This window comes from Rubrivivax gelatinosus, from assembly GCF_004340905.1.
Taxonomy (GTDB): domain Bacteria; phylum Pseudomonadota; class Gammaproteobacteria; order Burkholderiales; family Burkholderiaceae_C; genus Rubrivivax; species Rubrivivax gelatinosus.
Window position 1 is genome coordinate 73,375 of sequence record NZ_SLXD01000002.1, and the last position, 16,361, is coordinate 89,735.

At 71.6% G+C, this 16,361-nt stretch carries 13 protein-coding genes and 1 riboswitch; of the genes, 11 read left to right on the forward strand and 2 right to left on the reverse strand.

Annotation, left to right across the window (positions count from 1 at the left end; genetic code table 11):
* Positions 1-10: 10 nt before the first annotated feature.
* The 10 genes from EV684_RS03510 to EV684_RS03555 all read left to right on the forward strand — a co-directional run bounded on the left by EV684_RS03510 (position 11) and on the right by EV684_RS03555 (position 11,314).
* Positions 11-1,186: an acetyl-CoA C-acyltransferase gene (locus tag EV684_RS03510; RefSeq protein ID WP_132644832.1), complete on the forward strand. Its 1,176-nt coding sequence runs from the start codon at positions 11-13 to the stop codon at positions 1,184-1,186.
* A gap of 282 nt (positions 1,187-1,468) precedes the next feature.
* Positions 1,469-3,253 (forward strand): acyl-CoA dehydrogenase, encoded by a 1,785-nt coding sequence (locus EV684_RS03515; RefSeq protein WP_132644833.1) that lies wholly within the window; start codon positions 1,469-1,471, stop codon positions 3,251-3,253.
* Positions 3,254-3,267: 14 nt separating this feature from the next.
* On the forward strand, positions 3,268-3,558 hold the full coding sequence (locus EV684_RS03520; RefSeq protein ID WP_014428644.1) for a Dabb family protein: 291 nt from the start codon (positions 3,268-3,270) through the stop codon (positions 3,556-3,558).
* Positions 3,558-4,346, forward strand: coding sequence for an SDR family oxidoreductase (locus EV684_RS03525; RefSeq protein WP_132644834.1), 789 nt, complete (start codon positions 3,558-3,560; stop codon positions 4,344-4,346). The genes EV684_RS03520 and EV684_RS03525 overlap by 1 nt, the downstream gene beginning before the upstream one ends.
* Positions 4,347-4,363: 17 nt before the next feature.
* A complete protein-coding gene (locus tag EV684_RS03530; RefSeq protein WP_132644835.1) occupies positions 4,364-5,374 on the forward strand; it encodes an NADP-dependent oxidoreductase in 1,011 nt (336 codons plus the stop codon).
* The gene (locus EV684_RS03535; RefSeq protein WP_132644836.1) at positions 5,374-5,826 is read left to right on the forward strand and encodes a GNAT family N-acetyltransferase; all 453 of its coding nucleotides are present in this window, start codon (positions 5,374-5,376) and stop codon (positions 5,824-5,826) included. The genes EV684_RS03530 and EV684_RS03535 overlap by 1 nt, the downstream gene beginning before the upstream one ends.
* A 10-nt stretch (positions 5,827-5,836) precedes the next feature.
* Positions 5,837-6,745: an SDR family oxidoreductase gene (locus EV684_RS03540; RefSeq protein WP_132644837.1), complete on the forward strand. Its 909-nt coding sequence runs from the start codon at positions 5,837-5,839 to the stop codon at positions 6,743-6,745.
* 40 nt (positions 6,746-6,785) lie between these two features.
* Positions 6,786-6,930: riboswitch (FMN riboswitch) on the forward strand.
* Between the two features lie 92 nt (positions 6,931-7,022).
* The gene (ribB, locus tag EV684_RS03545; RefSeq protein WP_132644838.1) at positions 7,023-7,685 is read left to right on the forward strand and encodes a 3,4-dihydroxy-2-butanone-4-phosphate synthase; all 663 of its coding nucleotides are present in this window, start codon (positions 7,023-7,025) and stop codon (positions 7,683-7,685) included.
* On the forward strand, positions 7,678-8,889 hold the full coding sequence (locus tag EV684_RS03550) for a TIGR03862 family flavoprotein (RefSeq protein WP_132644839.1): 1,212 nt from the start codon (positions 7,678-7,680) through the stop codon (positions 8,887-8,889). The genes ribB and EV684_RS03550 overlap by 8 nt, the downstream gene beginning before the upstream one ends.
* 85 nt (positions 8,890-8,974) lie before the next feature.
* A complete protein-coding gene (locus tag EV684_RS03555; protein ID WP_132644840.1) occupies positions 8,975-11,314 on the forward strand; it encodes a Tex family protein in 2,340 nt (779 codons plus the stop codon).
* On the opposite strand, the gene mdoH is transcribed toward EV684_RS03555, so the two are convergent.
* On the reverse strand, positions 11,263-13,476 hold the full coding sequence (mdoH, locus tag EV684_RS03560) for a glucans biosynthesis glucosyltransferase MdoH (protein ID WP_132644841.1): 2,214 nt from the start codon (positions 13,474-13,476) through the stop codon (positions 11,263-11,265). The genes EV684_RS03555 and mdoH overlap by 52 nt on opposite strands.
* Entirely contained in the window at positions 13,473-14,990 is a 1,518-nt protein-coding gene (locus EV684_RS03565; RefSeq protein ID WP_132644842.1) for a glucan biosynthesis protein, read from the reverse strand. Before EV684_RS03565 ends, mdoH begins: the two co-directional genes overlap by 4 nt.
* Positions 14,991-15,112: 122 nt before the next feature.
* Between EV684_RS03565 and EV684_RS03570 the strand changes: the two genes are divergently transcribed.
* The gene (locus tag EV684_RS03570; RefSeq protein ID WP_132644843.1) at positions 15,113-16,186 is read left to right on the forward strand and encodes a patatin-like phospholipase domain-containing protein; all 1,074 of its coding nucleotides are present in this window, start codon (positions 15,113-15,115) and stop codon (positions 16,184-16,186) included.
* Positions 16,187-16,361 lie beyond the last annotated feature (175 nt).

Genomic DNA, 16,361 nt, shown 5'->3' on the forward strand with positions numbered 1-16,361 from the left:
AGGACCGACCATGAGCCAAGCCGTCATCGTCTCCACCGCACGCACGCCGCTGGCCAAGAGCTGGAAGGGCGCATTCAACATGACCCACGGCGCGACGCTGGGGGCCGCGGCGGTCGCCGCGGCCGTGCAGCGCGCCGGCATCGAGGCCGCCGCCGTCGAGGACGTGCTGATGGGCTGCGCCAACCCCGAGGGCGCGACCGGCGCCAACATCGCGCGCCAGATCGCGCTGCGTGCCGGGCTGCCGGTCACGACGGCCGGCATGACGATCAACCGCTTCTGTTCCAGCGGCCTGCAGACCATCGCCAGCGCGGCGCAGCGCATCGTCGCCGGCGAAGGCGAGGTGTTCGTGGCCGGCGGCGTCGAGAGCATTTCCTGCGTGCAGCAGGAGATGAACCAGCACATGCTGTTCGACCCGGCGCTGAAGAGGAGCAAACCCGAGATCTACTGGTCGATGCTGCAGACGGCCGAGAACGTGGCCCGGCGCTACGGCATCTCACGCGAACGCCAGGACCAATACGGCGCGCAGAGCCAGCAGCGCGCCTGCGCGGCGCAGGAGCAGGGCCTGTTCGCCGAGGAGATCGTGCCGGTGACGACGGTGGCCGGTGTCGCCGACAAGGTGCTGGGGCTGCGCAGCCGCGAAGTCACGGTCAGCGTCGACGAAGGGCTGCGTCCGGGCACGACCTACGAAGGCATCCAGGGCATCCGCCCGGCGATGCCCGGCGGCGTGATCACCGCCGGCAACGCCAGCCAGTTCAGCGACGGGGCCGGCGCCTGCGTCGTCGTGCACGAGCGCTACGCCGAGCAGAAGGGGCTGAAGCCGCTGGGGCGTCTCCTCGGCTTCGCGGTCGCCGGCTGCGAGCCCGACGAGATGGGGATCGGCCCGGTGTTCGCGGTGCCCAAGGTCTTGCAGCGCCTGGGGCTGACGGTCGCCGACATCGACCTCTGGGAACTCAACGAAGCCTTCGCGGTGCAGGTGCTGTACTGCGCCGACCGGCTGGGCATCCCGATGGAGCGGCTCAACGTCAACGGCGGCGCGATCGCGATCGGCCACCCCTACGGCGTCAGCGGCCAGCGCCTGACCGGCCACGCGCTGATCGAGGGCCGGCGCCGCGGCGCCAAGCGTGTCTGCGTGACGATGTGCATCGGCGGCGGCATGGGCGCGGCCGGCGTGTTCGAGGTGCTGTGAGGCTCGCGGCTGACAAGCCGGCGCGAGAGCCGGCCGCCGGGGCGCGCCCTTGCGCTCATGTCCCCCGTCCCGGCTGCGCCGGGACTCCTCCTTTACTTCGCTCCAGGGCGCGCCCCGCCGTCCGGCTCGGAGACGCCGCATGAGCCCTCAGGACTTGTCCGGGGCTCATTCCCGCTCGGCGGGGCCGGCCGCCAGGCCGAAGGGTGCCCCAGTGAGCCCTCAGGACTTGTCCGGGGCTCATTCCCGCTGGGCGGGACCGGCCGCAGGCCGAAGGGTGCCCCAGTGAGTTCGCTGCGCGAGCACCTGGACGTCCTGCTGCACGACTGGCTGGACGTCGACACGCTGTTCAGCCGCGAACGCCACGCCGAGCACTCGCGCGAGACCGTCGGCGCGGTGCTCGACCTGGCCGAGCGCATCGCCGCCGACCGTTTTGCGCCGGCCAACCGCCGCGCCGACGTCGAGGAGCCGCGTTTCGACGGCGAACGGGTGCACCTGCCCGAGAGCACACGCGCCGCGGTCGCGGCCTATGTCGAGTCCGGGCTGCTGGCGGCGTCGCAGGACGCCGAGTTCGGCGGCCTGCAGCTGCCTTGCGTCGCCGAGATGGCGGCCAACGCCTTCTTCAGCAAGGCCAGCGTGGCGATCGCCGGCTACGCGATGCTGACCACCGGCAACGCCAACCTGATCGCCGCGCACGGCACGCCGGCGCAGCGCGAGACCTTCGCGCGCCGGCTGTTCGCCGGCGAATGGTTCGGCACGATGTGCCTCAGCGAACCGCAGGCCGGCTCGTCGCTGTCGGACGTCGCGACCCGCGCCGAGCCCGACGGCCCCGGCCACGAGGCCGATGCGCTGGGCCCACGCTTTCGGCTGCGCGGCCACAAGATGTGGATCTCCGGCGGCGAGCACGAGCTGGCGGCCAACATCGTGCATCTGGTGCTGGCCAAGATCCCCGACGAAACCGGCCGCCTGCCGCCGGGCGTCAAGGGGCTGTCGCTGTTCATCTGCCCGAAGTTCCTGCCCGGGCCCGACGGCCGGCCGGGCCGGCGCAACGACGTCGCGCTGGCCGGGCTGAACCACAAGCTGGGCTACCGCGGCACGACGAACACGCTGTTGAACTTCGGCGAGCGCGAAGGCGCGATCGCCTGGCTCGTCGGCCGCCCCGGCGACGGCCTGCGCTGCATGTTCCACATGATGAACGAGGCGCGAATCGGCGTCGGCCTGGGCGCGGTGATGCTGGGCTGGGCGGGTTACGAAGCGAGCCTGGAGTACGCCCGCCAACGCCCGCAGGGCCGGCCGCTGGGCGCGAAGGACGCGGCGCAGCCGCAGGTGCCCATCCTGCGCCACGCCGACGTTCGCCGCATGCTGCTGGCGCAGAAGACTTATGTCGAAGGCGGGCTGGCGCTGTCGCTGTACTGCGCACGCCTCGTCGATGAAGCGCGCACCGGCAGGCCCGAAGCCGCGGCCGACGCGCGCCGGCTGCTGGAACTGCTGACGCCGATCGCCAAGAGCTGGCCTAGCGAGTGGTGCCTGGAGGCCAACTCGCTGGCCATCCAGGTGCTGGGCGGCTGCGGCTACACACGCGACTTCCCGGTCGAGCAGTACTGGCGCGACAACCGCCTGAACATGATCCACGAGGGCACGCACGGCATCCAGGCGCTGGACCTGCTGGGCCGCAAGGTGCTGGCCGACGGCGGCGCGGCGCTGAAGCTGCTGGCGACCCGGATCGACGCCACGGCGCAGCGTGCCGGCCAGGTCGTCGGCCTGGCCGAAGCCGGCGTCGCGCTGGCCGGTGCTTTGCAGCGCCTGGGCGCGGCGACACGTTCGGCCTGGGCCACCGGCGACGCCGAGGCGGCGACGGCCAACGCCACGCCTTATCTGCAGGCCTTCGGCCACGTCGTCGTCGCCTGGCTGTGGCTGGATCTGGCGCTGGCGACGGGCGCCTCGCGCCCGGGCACACTGGCGGCCGCGCGCTACTTCTACGCCTACGAGCTGCCCAAGATCGACGCCTGGCTGGCGCCGGTGGCGCGGCGCGAGGCGCTGGTGCGCGAACTGGACGACTCCTGTTTCTGACCGAGGAACCAACGATGGCGGTACGACACCTGGTGATGTGGACCCTGAAGGACAAGGCCGACGCGCCGCGCTTCAAGGCCGAACTCGATTCCTGCGCGGCGCTGGTGCCGGGCATGCTGCACTTCCGCGCCGCGATTGCCGAACCCGGCTGCGAGGCCAACGTCGACGTGCTGCTGGACTCGACCTTCGCCGACGCCGCCGCGCTGGACGCCTACCAGAACCACCCGCATCACCAGGCGGTATCCAAGCTGCTGGGCACGCTGCGCCAGACGCGCCACGTGCTCGACTACACGACGGAGGGCTGATGAGCACGCCGGTGATGAACCTCTTCCGCCTCGACGGGCGTGTCGCGCTCGTCACCGGCGGCTCGCGCGGCCTGGGGCTGCAGATCGCCGAGGCGCTGGGTGAAGCCGGCGCCAAGGTCATGCTCACCTCGCGCAAGGCAGCCGACCTGGAGGAGGCCGTCGCCCATCTGGCCGAACGCGGCGTCGACGCGCGCTGGGTGGCCGGCGACGCCAGCCGGCCCGAGGACGTGCAGCGCATCGTCGACGAGACGCTGCAACGCCTGGGCCCGATCGACATCCTCGTCAACAACGCCGGCGCCACCTGGGGCGCGCCGGCCGAGGACCACCCGCTCGACGCCTGGGACAAGGTCATGGACCTGAACGTGCGCAGCCTGTTCCTGTTCTCGCAGGCGGTGGCGCGCGCCAGCATGATCCCGCGCCGTTCGGGGCACATCGTCAACGTCGCTTCGATCGCAGGGCTGGCCGGCAGCCTGAACATGCAGTTCATCGCCTACGGCACCAGCAAGGGCGCGGTGGTGAACTTCACGCGCACGCTGGCCGGCGAATGGGGCCACCACGGCATCAACGTCAACGCGCTGGCGCCTGGTTTTTTCCCGAGCAAGATGACACGCGGCACGCTGGAAGCGGTGGGCGAGCAGCGCCTGGCCGCCGCCGCGCCGCTGGGCCGCATCGGCGACGACGACGATCTGAAGGGCGCCGCGCTGCTGCTGTGCAGCCCGGCCGGCAAACACATCACGGGCCAGGTTCTGGCGGTGGACGGTGGCGTCAGCGCCGTGCACGCCGGCTAAGGCCCAAGGAGATAGAGATGAACAACCAGCAGATCGTGCTCGCCTCGCGCCCGCAGGGCGAAGCGACGGCCGCCAACTTCCGCCTCGTCGAGGCGCCGCTGCCGGCGCTGGCCGAGGGCCAGGTGCTCGTGCGCCACCACTACCTGAGCCTCGACCCGTACATGCGCGGCCGCATGAACGACGCCAAGAGCTACGCCGCGCCGCAGCCGCTGGGCGAGGTGATGATCGGCGGCACGGTCGGCGAGGTCGTCGACTCGCGCCACCCGGGCTACGCCGCCGGCGACGCCGTCGTCGGCATGGGTGGCTGGCAGCTCTATTCGGTGGTCGACGGCGGCGCGGCCGGCATGCTGCGCAAGGTCGACACGCGGCTGCCGCTGTCGGCCTACCTGGGCGCCGTCGGCATGCCGGGTGTCACCGCCTGGTACGGGCTGGTGCGCATCCTCGCGCCGAAGGCCGGGCAGACGGTGGTCGTCAGCGCGGCCAGCGGCGCGGTCGGCAGCGTCGTCGGCCAGCTCGCCAAGGCGCGCGGCTGCCGCGTCGTCGGTTATGCCGGCGGAGCGGCCAAGTGCGCCTACGTCGTCGACGAACTGGGTTTCGACGCCTGCATCGACTACCGCGAACACGCCGACGCACGATCGCTCTCGCGCGCGCTGCGCGACGCCGCGCCCGACGGCGTCGACGGCTGCTTCGAGAACGTCGGCGGCGCGGTGATGGACGCGACGATGCTGCGCATGAACGACTTCGGCCGCATCGCGCTGTGCGGAATGATCGCCGGCTACGACGGCCAGCCCATCCCGATGAGCTGGCCGCAGCTCATCCTGCAGTCGCGGCTGACGGTGCAGGGTTTCATCGTCAGCGAGCACATGGGCGACTGGCCCGAGGCGCTGCGCGAGCTGGCGGCGGGTGTCGCCGGCGGCACGATCAAGTACCGCGAGAGCGTCGCCGAAGGCCTGGCCGCGGCGCCCGAGGCCTTCCTCGGCATGTTGAAGGGCCGCAACTTCGGCAAACAACTGGTCAAGCTGATCTGATGCACTGGCAATGGCTGCGCTGGGACGACCTGCGCCTGGACGATCTCTACGACGCGCTGGCGCTGCGCTGCCGCGTCTTCATTCTCGAGCAGGGGCCTTTCCAGGACCCGGACGGCGTCGACCGTCACTGCTGGCATCTGCTCGGGCGCGACGACGCCGGCGTGCTGCAGGCCTATCTGCGTGTCGTCGACCCGGGGCTGCAGTACGAGGAGCCCTCGATCGGCCGCGTCATCAGTTCGCCCGAGCGCCGCGGCAGCGGCCTGGGCCGGCTGCTGGTGGGCGAGGGCGTCGCCCGCTGCGAAACCGCCTGGCCCGGGCGCGGCATCCGCATCAGCGCGCAGGCACGCCTGCAGCGTTTTTATGCCGACTTCGGTTTCGAGGCCGTCGGCGAGCCCTATCTGGAAGACGGCATCCCGCATCTGGAAATGCTGCGCCGCCCCGTTGGCGACTGAGGAGCAGACGATGAACGAATGGCAGGGCCGCGTCGCGGTCATCACCGGCGCCGCCAGCGGTTTCGGCCTGGAAACGAGCCGCATCGCCGCCGCCCGCGGCATGAAGCTGGTGATGGCCGACCTGCAGGCCGAGGCGCTGGAGGCGGCCGCTGCCGAGCTGACGGAGCGCGGCGCCGAGGTGCTGCCGTTCCGGCTGGACGTCAGCAAGGCGGCCGAGGTCGAGGCGCTGGCCGCCGCCACCTTCGCGCGTTTCGGCACGCCGCACTTCGTCTTCAACAACGCCGGAGTCGGCGCCGGCGGGCTGATCTGGGAGCAGTCGGCGCGCGACTGGGAATGGGTGCTGGGCGTCAACCTGATGGGCGTGGCGCACGGCGTGCGCGTCTTCGTGCCGGCGATGCTGGAAGCGGCCCAGGCCGACCCGGGCTACCGCGGCCACGTCGTCAACACCGCCAGCATGGCCGGCCTCGTCAACATGCCCAACATGGGCGTCTACAACGTCAGCAAACACGCTGTCGTCGCGCTCAGCGAGACGCTCTACCAGGACCTGTCGCTGGTCGCCGAACGGGTGCACGCCCACGTGCTGTGCCCGTTTTTCGTGCCCACCGGCATCCACGAGAGCGGCCGCCACCGCCCGGCCGAACTGGCCGCCGACGGACGGCCGACGCGCAGCCAGATGGTCGCCCAGGCGATGATGGAAAAAGCCGTCACCGGCGGCAAGGTCAGCGCTGCCGACGTCGCGCAATGGGTCTTCGACGCGATGGACGAGAACCGCTTCTACGTCTTCAGCCACCCGCAGACGCTGGGCTCGGTGCGCCAGCGCATGGAGGACCTCGTCGCCGGGCGCAACCCGAGCGACGCCTTCGCCGACCGGCCCCAGGTCGGCGAGCAGCTGCGGGCGGCGCTGCGCGGCCGGGGCTGAGCGCCAGCGGTTACAGTCCTGGCGCCGGCATGGTGCCGGCACACGTCTTCAGGGCGGGGTGGAACTCCCCACCGGCGGTAGGCGGCCTCGGCCGCGAGCCCGCGAGCGCCCGGCGCAAGCCGGGGTCAGCAGACCTGGTGCGATGCCAGGGCCGACGGTCACAGTCCGGATGAAAGAAGACGTGCCGCTTTGCCGCGCCCGGCTCCGGCGGGTCGCGGCGTGGCGGCGCGCATGCGTCCCTGGAACGTCTCCGTCCCACTCGAAGGAGCGTCTCCACATGAACCCAACCTTCCACACCCCGGCGCTGGCCGGTTCAACTGCCACCTTGCGCCAGCGGCTCGAAGCCGCCGCGGCGGCGATGCGCACCGGGCGCCCGGTGCTGCTCGTCGACGACGACGACCGCGAGAACGAGGCCGACCTGATCGTCGCCGCCGAACATCTCACCGAGGCGACGATGGCGATGCTGATCCGCGAAGGCAGCGGCATCGTCTGCCTGTGCCTGCCGCCCGAGGCCATCGAGCGGCTGCGCCTGGCGCCGATGGTCGTGCACAACGGCAGCCGCCACCGTACCGCCTTCACCGTGACGATCGAAGCGCGTGAAGGCGTGACCACCGGCGTCAGCGCCGCCGACCGGCTGACGACGGTGCGTGCCGCCACCGGCCCAGGCGCCCGTGCCGAGGCTCTGGTCAGCCCCGGCCACGTCTTCCCGCTGCGCGCCGAGGCCGGCGGCGTGCTGCAGCGCCGCGGCCACACCGAAGGCGCGATCGAGCTCTGCGATCTGGCCGGCCTGCAGCGCGCCGCCGTGCTCTGCGAGCTGATGAACCCCGACGGCAGCATGGCGCGAGGCGCCCAGATCGAGGCCTTCGCGGCGGCCCACGGTCTGCCGACGCTGTCCATCGAGGACCTCGTGCAGTGGCGCCAGGGGAGGGCCGATGGCTGATCGCCTGGCTGTCGTCATCGGCGCCGGCCCGGCCGGGCTGATGGCCGCCGAACGCCTGGCCGCCGCCGGGCACCGTGTCGAGGTCTTCGACGCGATGCCCTCGGCGGGGCGCAAGTTCCTGCTTGCCGGCAAGGGCGGGCTGAATCTGACGCACTCCGAGCCTTTCGAGCGTTTCGTCACGCGCTACAGGTCGGCAGCCGGCTGGATGGCGCCACGGCTGCAGGCTTTCGGCGCCGACGCGCTGCGCGCCTGGGCCGCCGAACTCGGCGTGTCGACCTTCGTCGGCACGTCGGGCCGCGTCTTCCCGGCCGAGATGAAAGCCGCGCCGCTGCTGCGCGCCTGGCTGCACCGGCTGCGTGCGGCCGGCGTCGTCTTCCAGATGCGCCACCGCTGGACCGGCTGGACCGACGATGGCGCGCTGGCCTTCGACGGCCCGGCCGGGCCGGTGACACGCCGTCCCGACGCGACGCTGCTCGCGCTGGGCGGCGCCAGCTGGCCGCGCCTGGGCAGCGACGGCGCCTGGTGGCCCTGGCTGGCGGCACGTGGCGTCGGGCTGGCGCCGCTGGCGCCGGCCAACTGCGGCTTCGACGTCGATTGGAGCGAGTTCCTGCGCACGCGCCACGCCGGCGAGCCGCTGAAGTCGGTGGCCATCGCCTTCGGCGGCGAGCGCCGCCCGGGCGAGTTCGTGCTGACCGAAACCGGCGTCGAAGGCAGCCTGGTCTACGCCTTCTCGGCGCCGCTGCGCGAGGCGATCGTGCGCGACGGCCGTGCGGTCTTCGAGCTCGACCTGCTGCCGGCGCGGCCTCTGGACTGGGTGCGGCGCGAACTGGCGCACCCGCGCGGCAGCCGCTCGCTGGCCTCGCACCTGAAGTCGCGGCTGAACCTGGGCGGCGTGAAGACCGCGCTGCTCTGGGAGCGGGTACCCAAGGCCGATCAGCACGACGTCGACAAGCTGGCTGCGGCGATCAAGGCACTGCCGGTGCCGGTGACGGCGCCGCGGCCGATTGCCGAGGCGATCAGCAGCGCTGGCGGCGTGCGGCTGGACGCCGTCGACGACCGCCTGATGCTGCACGCATTGCCGGGTGTCTTCGTCGCCGGCGAGATGCTCGACTGGGAGGCGCCGACCGGCGGTTATCTGCTCACCGGCTGTTTCTCCACCGGCCTGGCCGCCGGCGACGGCGCTGCACGCTGGCTGTCGCGCTGAGCCCCCGCACCGGCCGTGGCCGCCAAGCGGCGCGCCCACGGCCGGCCTTTAAACTGCGCGCCTTTCGCTTTCCCGGACATCGCTTTTGGACAAGATCGTTCTGCAGATCGCCGCCGAACTGAAGGTTCGGCCGGCTCAGGTGAACACCGCCGTCGAACTGCTGGACGGCGGCGCCACGGTGCCGTTCATCGCCCGCTACCGCAAGGAGGCGACCGACGGCCTGGACGACATCCAGCTGCGTGAACTGGAGGCCCGCCTGGGCTACCTGCGCGAACTGGAGGACCGCCGTGCCGCGGTGATCAAGAGCATCGACGAACAAGGCAAGCTGACGCCCGAACTGCGCGCCGCGATCGAGGCCGCGCCGACCAAGCAGGAGCTGGAAGACCTGTACCTGCCGTACAAGCCGCGCCGCCGCACCAAGGGCATGATCGCGCGCGAAGCCGGGCTGGAGCCGCTGGCCGACAAACTCTTCGCCGACCCGACGCTGGAGCCGCTGGCCGAGGCCGCCGCCTTCATCAACGCCGACGGCGGTTTCGCCGACGCCCACGCGGTGCTCGACGGCGTGCGCGACCTGCTCGCCGAACGCTGGGCCGAAGACGCCGTGCTCGTCGGCCAGCTGCGTGAATGGCTCTGGGCCGAAGGCCTGTTCCAGAGCAAGCTGGTCGACGGCAAGGACGGCACGCACGCCGACGCCGCCAAGTTCCGCGACTACTTCGACTACGCCGAGCCGATCCGCACCGTGCCCAGCCACCGCGCGCTGGCGGTGTTCCGCGGCCGCACGCAGGAATGGCTGGACGCCAAGCTGGTGCTCGACGAGGAGCTCGTGCCCGGCCAGCCCTCGCGGGCCGAAGGCCGCATCGCGCGCCACCTGGGCTGGAGCCACGCCAAGCGCCCGGCCGACGACCTGATCCGCAAGACCGTCGCCTGGACCTGGAAGGTCAAGCTCTCGCTGTCGCTGGAGCGCGACCTGTTCTCGCGCCTGCGTGAGGAGGCGGAAGGTGTGGCGATCAAGGTCTTCGCCGACAACCTGCGCGACCTGCTGCTGGCCGCGCCGGCCGGCAAACGTGTCGTGATGGGCCTGGACCCGGGCATCCGCACCGGCGTCAAGGTGGCCGTGGTCAGCGACACCGGCAAGGTGCTGGACACCTCGACGGTCTATCCGCACGAACCGCGCAACGACTGGGAAGGTTCGCTGCACGTGCTCGGCCGGCTGGTCGCGACGCACGGCGTCAACCTGATCGCGATCGGCAACGGCACCGCCAGCCGCGAGACCGATAAACTCGCCGCCGACCTGATCAAGCGTGTCGCCCAGATCGCGCCCGACGTGAAGCTGGACAAGGTCGTCGTCAGCGAAGCCGGCGCCTCGGTTTATTCGGCCAGCGAGTTCGCGAGCAAGGAACTGCCCGACCTGGACGTCAGCCTGCGCGGCGCGGTGAGCATCGCGCGCCGGCTGCAGGACCCGCTGGCCGAGCTGGTGAAGATCGACCCGAAGAGCATCGGCGTCGGCCAGTACCAGCACGACGTCAACCAGAGCGGGCTGGCGAAGTCGCTGGACGCCGTCGTCGAGGACTGCGTCAACGGCGTCGGTGTCGACCTGAACACCGCGTCGGCGCCGCTGCTGGCGCGGGTGTCGGGGCTGTCGCCGGCGGTGGCGGCGAGCATCGTGCGCTGGCGCGACGCCCACGGCGCCTTCCGCAACCGCCAGCAGCTGCTGGACGTGTCGGGCCTGGGCCCGCGCACCTTCGAGCAGGCCGCCGGTTTCCTGCGCATCCGCGACGGCGACAACCCGCTGGACCTGACCGGGGTGCACCCGGAGACCTACCCGGTCGTGCAGAAGATGCTGGCCGCCACCGGCCGCCCGGTGCAGGAGCTGATGGGGCGCGCCGAGGTGCTGCGCACGCTCAAACCCGAGGCCTTCGCCGACGACAAGTTCGGCGCCATCACGGTCAAGGACATCCTCGCCGAACTGGAGAAGCCCGGGCGCGACCCGCGGCCCGACTTCACGGTGGCGCGCTTCAACGAAGGCGTCGAGGACATCTTGGACCTGCAGCCGGGCATGGTGCTCGAAGGCACGGTCAGCAACGTCGCCCAGTTCGGCGCCTTCGTCGACCTGGGTGTGCACCAGGACGGCTTGGTGCACGTCAGCCAGCTGTCGAACAAGTTCGTCAACGACGCGCGCGAGGTCGTGAAGACCGGCCAGACGGTGAAGGTGCGCGTGCTCGAGGTCGACCTGGCACGCAAGCGCATCTCGCTGACGATGAAGCTGGATGCGGCGCCGCGCCCGGCAGGCGAACGGGGCGGCAACGCCTACCGGCCCGCGGGGCGCGACGAACGCTCACGCGGCGGCGGCCAGGCCGCCGCGCAGCCACAGGGTCAGGGCGCGATGGCCGCGGCCTTCGCCAAGCTGTTGACCAAACGCTCGTAGCTCTCCTGGCCCTCGGCGCGCTGGACGGCCTCCAGCGCGCGGCGGCGGATGTCGTCGTCGATGCGCGCCGCCGGCCGGTAGCTGGCGTCGAAACGCAAGGCCACCGGGCTGGGCTCCAGCCGCACCTGGGGCACGCTGATCGGCGACGAACGCATCAGCGCGAAGAGGTCACGCTGGGCCTGCATCGCAGGTGACAGCTGCGGCGTGATGCCGGTCTGCGGCAGCGTCACGAACACCGCCAGCGCGGCCATGCCCGCGGCCATCACCGCGCGCGGCCGGCCCATGGCCGCGGCAGCGCCACGGGCGGCGTTGACCACCGGCGGCGGCACGAGGTCGGCGAAGCCGCGGTTCTCGGCGGCGCGCGCCACCGGGCGCGGCGGCTCGCGGTCTTCGGGCGTCACCAGCAGGCCGGCGCGGCGCACCGCACGGCCGACGGCCTCGCTGCCGGTCAGCACCGTGAACGGCACCGCCAGCAGCAGCGGCAGCACGAGCGGCGCCAGGTGCCAGGCGCCGATCTCGCCGCTGCGCTGGCCCAGCACGGCCAGCGCCAGCAGCGGCAGCGACATCAGCCCGATGCTGACCGCGGCGTCGCGCCAGGCGACCGTGCCGGCCTGCCGCGGCGGCGACTTCCATTCCAGCTTCAGCCCGGTCAGCGCGCCGATGACGAAGGTCGTGTGCGCGAGCATGCGCAGCGGTGCCTGCACCGCCGAGGCCAGCAGTTCCAGCACCGAGCTGGCGACGAGCGCGGCGCTACCGCCGAAGCGGCGCGCCTCGCCGGCGGCCAGCACCGCGACGACACCCAGCACACGCGGCATCAGCAGCAGCACCGCGGTCATCACCCAGAGCACGACCGCGCTGTCGTCACTCAGGCGCGGCGCGTCCAGCAAGGTGCCCAGCACGACGAAGCTGATCCACAGCGGCGCGATCGCATACGACAGCGCGCCGGTGACGAACATCGCGCGGTGCGCCGGGCGCCAGCCGGGCTCGGCGACCAGGCGTGCGTTCTGCAGATTGCCCTGGCACCAGCGGCGGTCACGCTGCAGCTCGGCCAGCAGGTTGGGCGGGTACTGCTCCCAGGAGCCGTCGAGCTGCGGCGCCAGCCACACCTCGTAACCCGCGCGGCGCATCAGCGCCGCTTCGACGAAGTCGTGCGACAGGATCTCGCCGGCCAGGCCGCCGCGGCCCGGGATCGGCGCCAGCGCGCAGTGCGTCATGAAGGCCTCGACGCGGATGATCGCGTTGTGGCCCCAGTAGTGCGACTCGCCAAGCTGCCAGAAGGCCATGCCCAGCGAGAACAGCCGCCCGGTGACGCGGGTGGCGAACTGCTGCAGCTGAGAGTGCAGCGTGTCCTGCGCACGCGCCGTCGGCAGCGACTGCACGATGCCGGCCCGCGGGTTCTCTTCCATCAGCCGCACCATGTCGACGAGCGTGCGGCCGCTCATCGTGCTGTCGGCGTCGAGCACGACCATGTAGCGGTACTGCGAGCCCCAGCGGCGGCAGAAGTCGGCAACGTTGCCGGCCTTGCGCTTGGTGCGCCGGCGGCGCCAGCGGTAGAAGACGCGCGCGCCGCCGTCGACCTCGCCGTCGCCCAGCATCGTGCGCAGCCGCTGCCAGGCGGCGACTTCGGCTTCGCGCAGCTTCGGGTTGGCGGTGTCCGAGAGCACGTAGATGTCGAACAGCGACAGCGCCCCGGTGGCGGCGAGCGACTCGCAGGTCGCGCGCAGGCCGCCGTAGACGGTGGCGATGTCCTCGTTGCAGATCGGCATGATCACCGCGGTGCGAGCGCCGCGGTCGATCGGGGCGTGCGGGCGCTTGAGCGTCAGCGCGTGCGGGTCGCCACGCAGCATCACCCAGCCACCCATCAGCGCGGTGACGAAGCCGATCGCCACCCAGGCGAAGAGCAGCGTCTGCAGCAGCGCCTGCGGCCAAGGTGTGCCCTCGGGCGTCAGCGCCCAGGCGGCGACGGCGAAGGCCGCGACCAGTGCCAGCAGCAGCCGCCGGCGCGCGATTGCGGCGGCCAGCCAGGGCGTGGCACGTGGCGCGGCGCCGAAACGCATGCCGGGCATTGCGGCGAACAGCAGGCCGCGCAGGAAACCGAACCAGGGGTGCGGCCGCATCGGCGAACGCACGACCGGGGGTGCGGTACGTAGATTGGTTTTCATTGGGGAGCGAGGGCGTAGGACCAGGTTTCGGACAGCGTGCGGTCGCCCAGGCGCAGGAACGCACGCAGCTCGAGGGCACGTCCGGCATCGGCGCGCTCGACATCGATCGAGACACGCCAGCCGCCGCGCGCCGGATTCGGATAAGCCACCGCGCGCAGCGCACGCGCGTTGTCGTTGCCGCTGACGACGGCCTCGACCGCGGCGTCGGCGGGCAGCTCGGCCAGCGTCGGGCCGTTGAAATCGAGGTGGAACTGCAGGCGCTGGGGCGGGATCGGCGTTTCGCGGTAGCCGTGGCCCAGTCGAGTCTGCACGACACGGGCACCGGGTGGCGGCGTTGCAGCGTCGGCCGCCCAGTGCATCCTCCAACCCAGGGCAATCGGCAGTCCCGGGGGCGGCAGGTTGCGCGGCACCCAGTAGGCGGCGATGTTGTCGTGGGTCTCGTTGGGGGTGTGGAACTGCAGCAGCTCGACGCGACCCTCGCCCCAGTCGCCGATCGGCTCGATCCAGACGCTGGGGCGGCGCTCGTAAGCGGCCTCGAGATCCTCGTAGCTCGTGAAGCTGCGGTCGCGCTGCTGCAGGCCGAAGCCGAGTGGCGACTTCAGCGCGAACGAGGTGACGAACGCGCTCTTCGGGTTGACCAGCGGGCGCCAGATCCACTCGCCGTCGGCGGTGGCGATCTGCAGACCGTCGGAGTCGTGAACCTCGGGGCGGTAGTCGTCGGCCACCGGCTGGTTCTCGCCGTGCAGGAACATGCTCGACAGCGGCGCGATGCCCAGCGTGGCCACCGGCGAACGCAGCCACAGCCGCGCCTGCACGTCGACCACGGTCGTCTGGCCGGGCTTGATGTCGAACTGATAGGCACCGGCCACGCGAGGGCCGTCGAGCAGCGCGTACAGGCGAAGCGTCTGCGCGCCCGGCGCCGGGCGTTCAAGCCAGAAGGCCGTGAACGCCGGGAACTCCTCGCCGCTGCCGCCTGCGGTGTCGACCGCCAGGCCGCGCGCCGACAGCCCGTAGCGCTGCCCCGCGCCGAGGGCGCGGAAGTAGCTCGCGCCGAGGAAGACGATCAACTCGTCCATCACCTTGGGCGTGTTCAGCGCGTGGTGCACGCGCAGGCCGGCGATGCCCGACACCACTTCCGACGGCGGCAGCACGCCTTCGTCGCTGAACGAGGCGCGCGGGATCTCCAGCGGCCGTGCGCGGCCGTCGACGATCTCCATCAGCTTCAGCGGCCGCGTGAAGCCGCGACCGACGTGGAAGAACTGCAGCTCGAAGGGCAGGGCCTCGGGGCGCCACAGACCTTGATCGGGGCGAAAACGGACCTTGCGATAGTCGTCGTAGCTGAGTTGAGCCAGCGCCGGCGGCAGCGGCGCAGGTTCCTCGTAAGGCCGGCGCGCCAGCGCCTCGGCCTCCCGGGCGACGTCGTCCAGGCCGAAGGCCCCGGCCGGCGCGGCGGAGAACGTGGAAAGGACGACCGCAAGAGTCGTCAGGGTACGCAGCAGGGCGCTGCGGCGCATCAGGGGCGTCGCTTCAATTCGCATTGCCTTCGAACATAGGGCCGCAGCGCCCGCGCGTCGCGGGGTGCGGGGGTATCGGGGGGTGAACGATGGCAACAAGACCTGCCCTAGCATCGCGGCCCATGCGTGCTTTGCAACTCTTCGCCGGGCCACGCGCGCGGCGCGCGCTTCAGGAGCGTGGCCTGCGGGCCGCCGACGTCCGGGTACTGCCGGGCGCGGCGGGTGGGCCGAAAGGTCTGGTGCTCAATCCGCTCGACCGGTTCATTTTCGGGCATTGGCTGCGCGATACGACGGAGACCGTGCACCTTCTGGGCGCATCGATCGGATCCTGGAGACTGGCTTCGGCCTGCCTGCCCGACGCCGACGCGGCGTTGGCGACAATGGCAGAGGACTACATCACGCAACACTACGAGCACGAACCGGGCCGGCCGCCGACGAAGCGGCAGGTCAGCGAAACATTCGGACAGACGGTCAACGCGCGACTGGGCATTCGCGCTGACGAGCTGCTGTCGCATCCGCGTTATCGGCTGCATGTCTTCACGAGCCGCGGACGCCATCTGCTCGGGCGGGAAGGGCGCTGGCGCACGCCGATCGGCTACGCCGGGGCCTTCGTTGCCAACGCCGCCAGCCGGCGTGCGCTGGGCGGCTGGATCGAGCGTGTCGTGTTCAGCGACCCGCGCGACGCGCTGCCGCTCGCGTTGTCGGACTACCCGAGCCGGGTCTGCGCGCTGACGCCGGCCAACCTCGCGCCGGCAGTGCTGGCGAGCTGCTCGATCCCGTTCTGGCTGGACGCCGTGCACGACGTGCCGGGCGGCCCGCGCGGCGCCTACTGGGACGGCGGCATCACCGACTACCACCTGCACCTGGGCTATGCGGCGATGAAGGACGGGCTGGTGCTGTACCCGCACTTCCAGCCGCAGGTCGTGCCAGGCTGGCTGGACAAGGCCTGGAAACGGCGCCACCGTGCGACGCCGCTGCTGGACAACGTCGTCGTGCTGGCGCCGACGCCCGAGTGGGTGGCCTCGCTGCCGAACGGCAAGCTGCCCGACCGCGCCGACTTCAAGACCTATGGCGACGACCTCGCCGGGCGGGTGCGCGTCTGGCGCCGCGCGGTCGACGAGAGCCGCCGTCTGGCCGACGAGTTCGCCGAGTTGGTGACCTCGGGCCGCGGCCTAGACGCCGCTGTGCTGGCGTGAGGGCTAAAATGCCGGCTCCCATCAACCTTCACAAGGGCGAGAAAGGCATGACGGTTATGACACCGCGGACTACCCCGTTCACCACCGAGGTCTGAGCCCCGCGCGTCCCGCGACTTCCCTTTCTCCGGACAAAGCGCGGCCTGGCTCCGCGCTTTTTCTTTTCCCGAGGTTGAAC

Excerpts from the sequence above, each read along its gene's own strand:
- EV684_RS03510 (WP_132644832.1), top strand. The coding sequence starts at position 11 with ATGAGCCAAGCCGTCATCGTCTCCACCGCACGCACGCCGCTGGCCAAG.
- EV684_RS03520 (WP_014428644.1), top strand. The coding sequence starts at position 3,268 with ATGGCGGTACGACACCTGGTGATGTGGACCCTGAAGGACAAGGCCGAC.
- EV684_RS03525 (WP_132644834.1), top strand. The coding sequence starts at position 3,558 with ATGAGCACGCCGGTGATGAACCTCTTCCGCCTCGACGGGCGTGTCGCG.
- EV684_RS03530 (WP_132644835.1), top strand. The coding sequence starts at position 4,364 with ATGAACAACCAGCAGATCGTGCTCGCCTCGCGCCCGCAGGGCGAAGCG.
- EV684_RS03535 (WP_132644836.1), top strand. The coding sequence starts at position 5,374 with ATGCACTGGCAATGGCTGCGCTGGGACGACCTGCGCCTGGACGATCTC.
- EV684_RS03540 (WP_132644837.1), top strand. The coding sequence starts at position 5,837 with ATGAACGAATGGCAGGGCCGCGTCGCGGTCATCACCGGCGCCGCCAGC.
- ribB (WP_132644838.1), top strand. The coding sequence starts at position 7,023 with ATGAACCCAACCTTCCACACCCCGGCGCTGGCCGGTTCAACTGCCACC.
- EV684_RS03550 (WP_132644839.1), top strand. The coding sequence starts at position 7,678 with ATGGCTGATCGCCTGGCTGTCGTCATCGGCGCCGGCCCGGCCGGGCTG.
- mdoH (WP_132644841.1), bottom strand. The coding sequence starts at position 13,476 with ATGAAAACCAATCTACGTACCGCACCCCCGGTCGTGCGTTCGCCGATG.
- EV684_RS03565 (WP_132644842.1), bottom strand. The coding sequence starts at position 14,990 with ATGCGCCGCAGCGCCCTGCTGCGTACCCTGACGACTCTTGCGGTCGTC.
- EV684_RS03570 (WP_132644843.1), top strand. The coding sequence starts at position 15,113 with ATGCGTGCTTTGCAACTCTTCGCCGGGCCACGCGCGCGGCGCGCGCTT.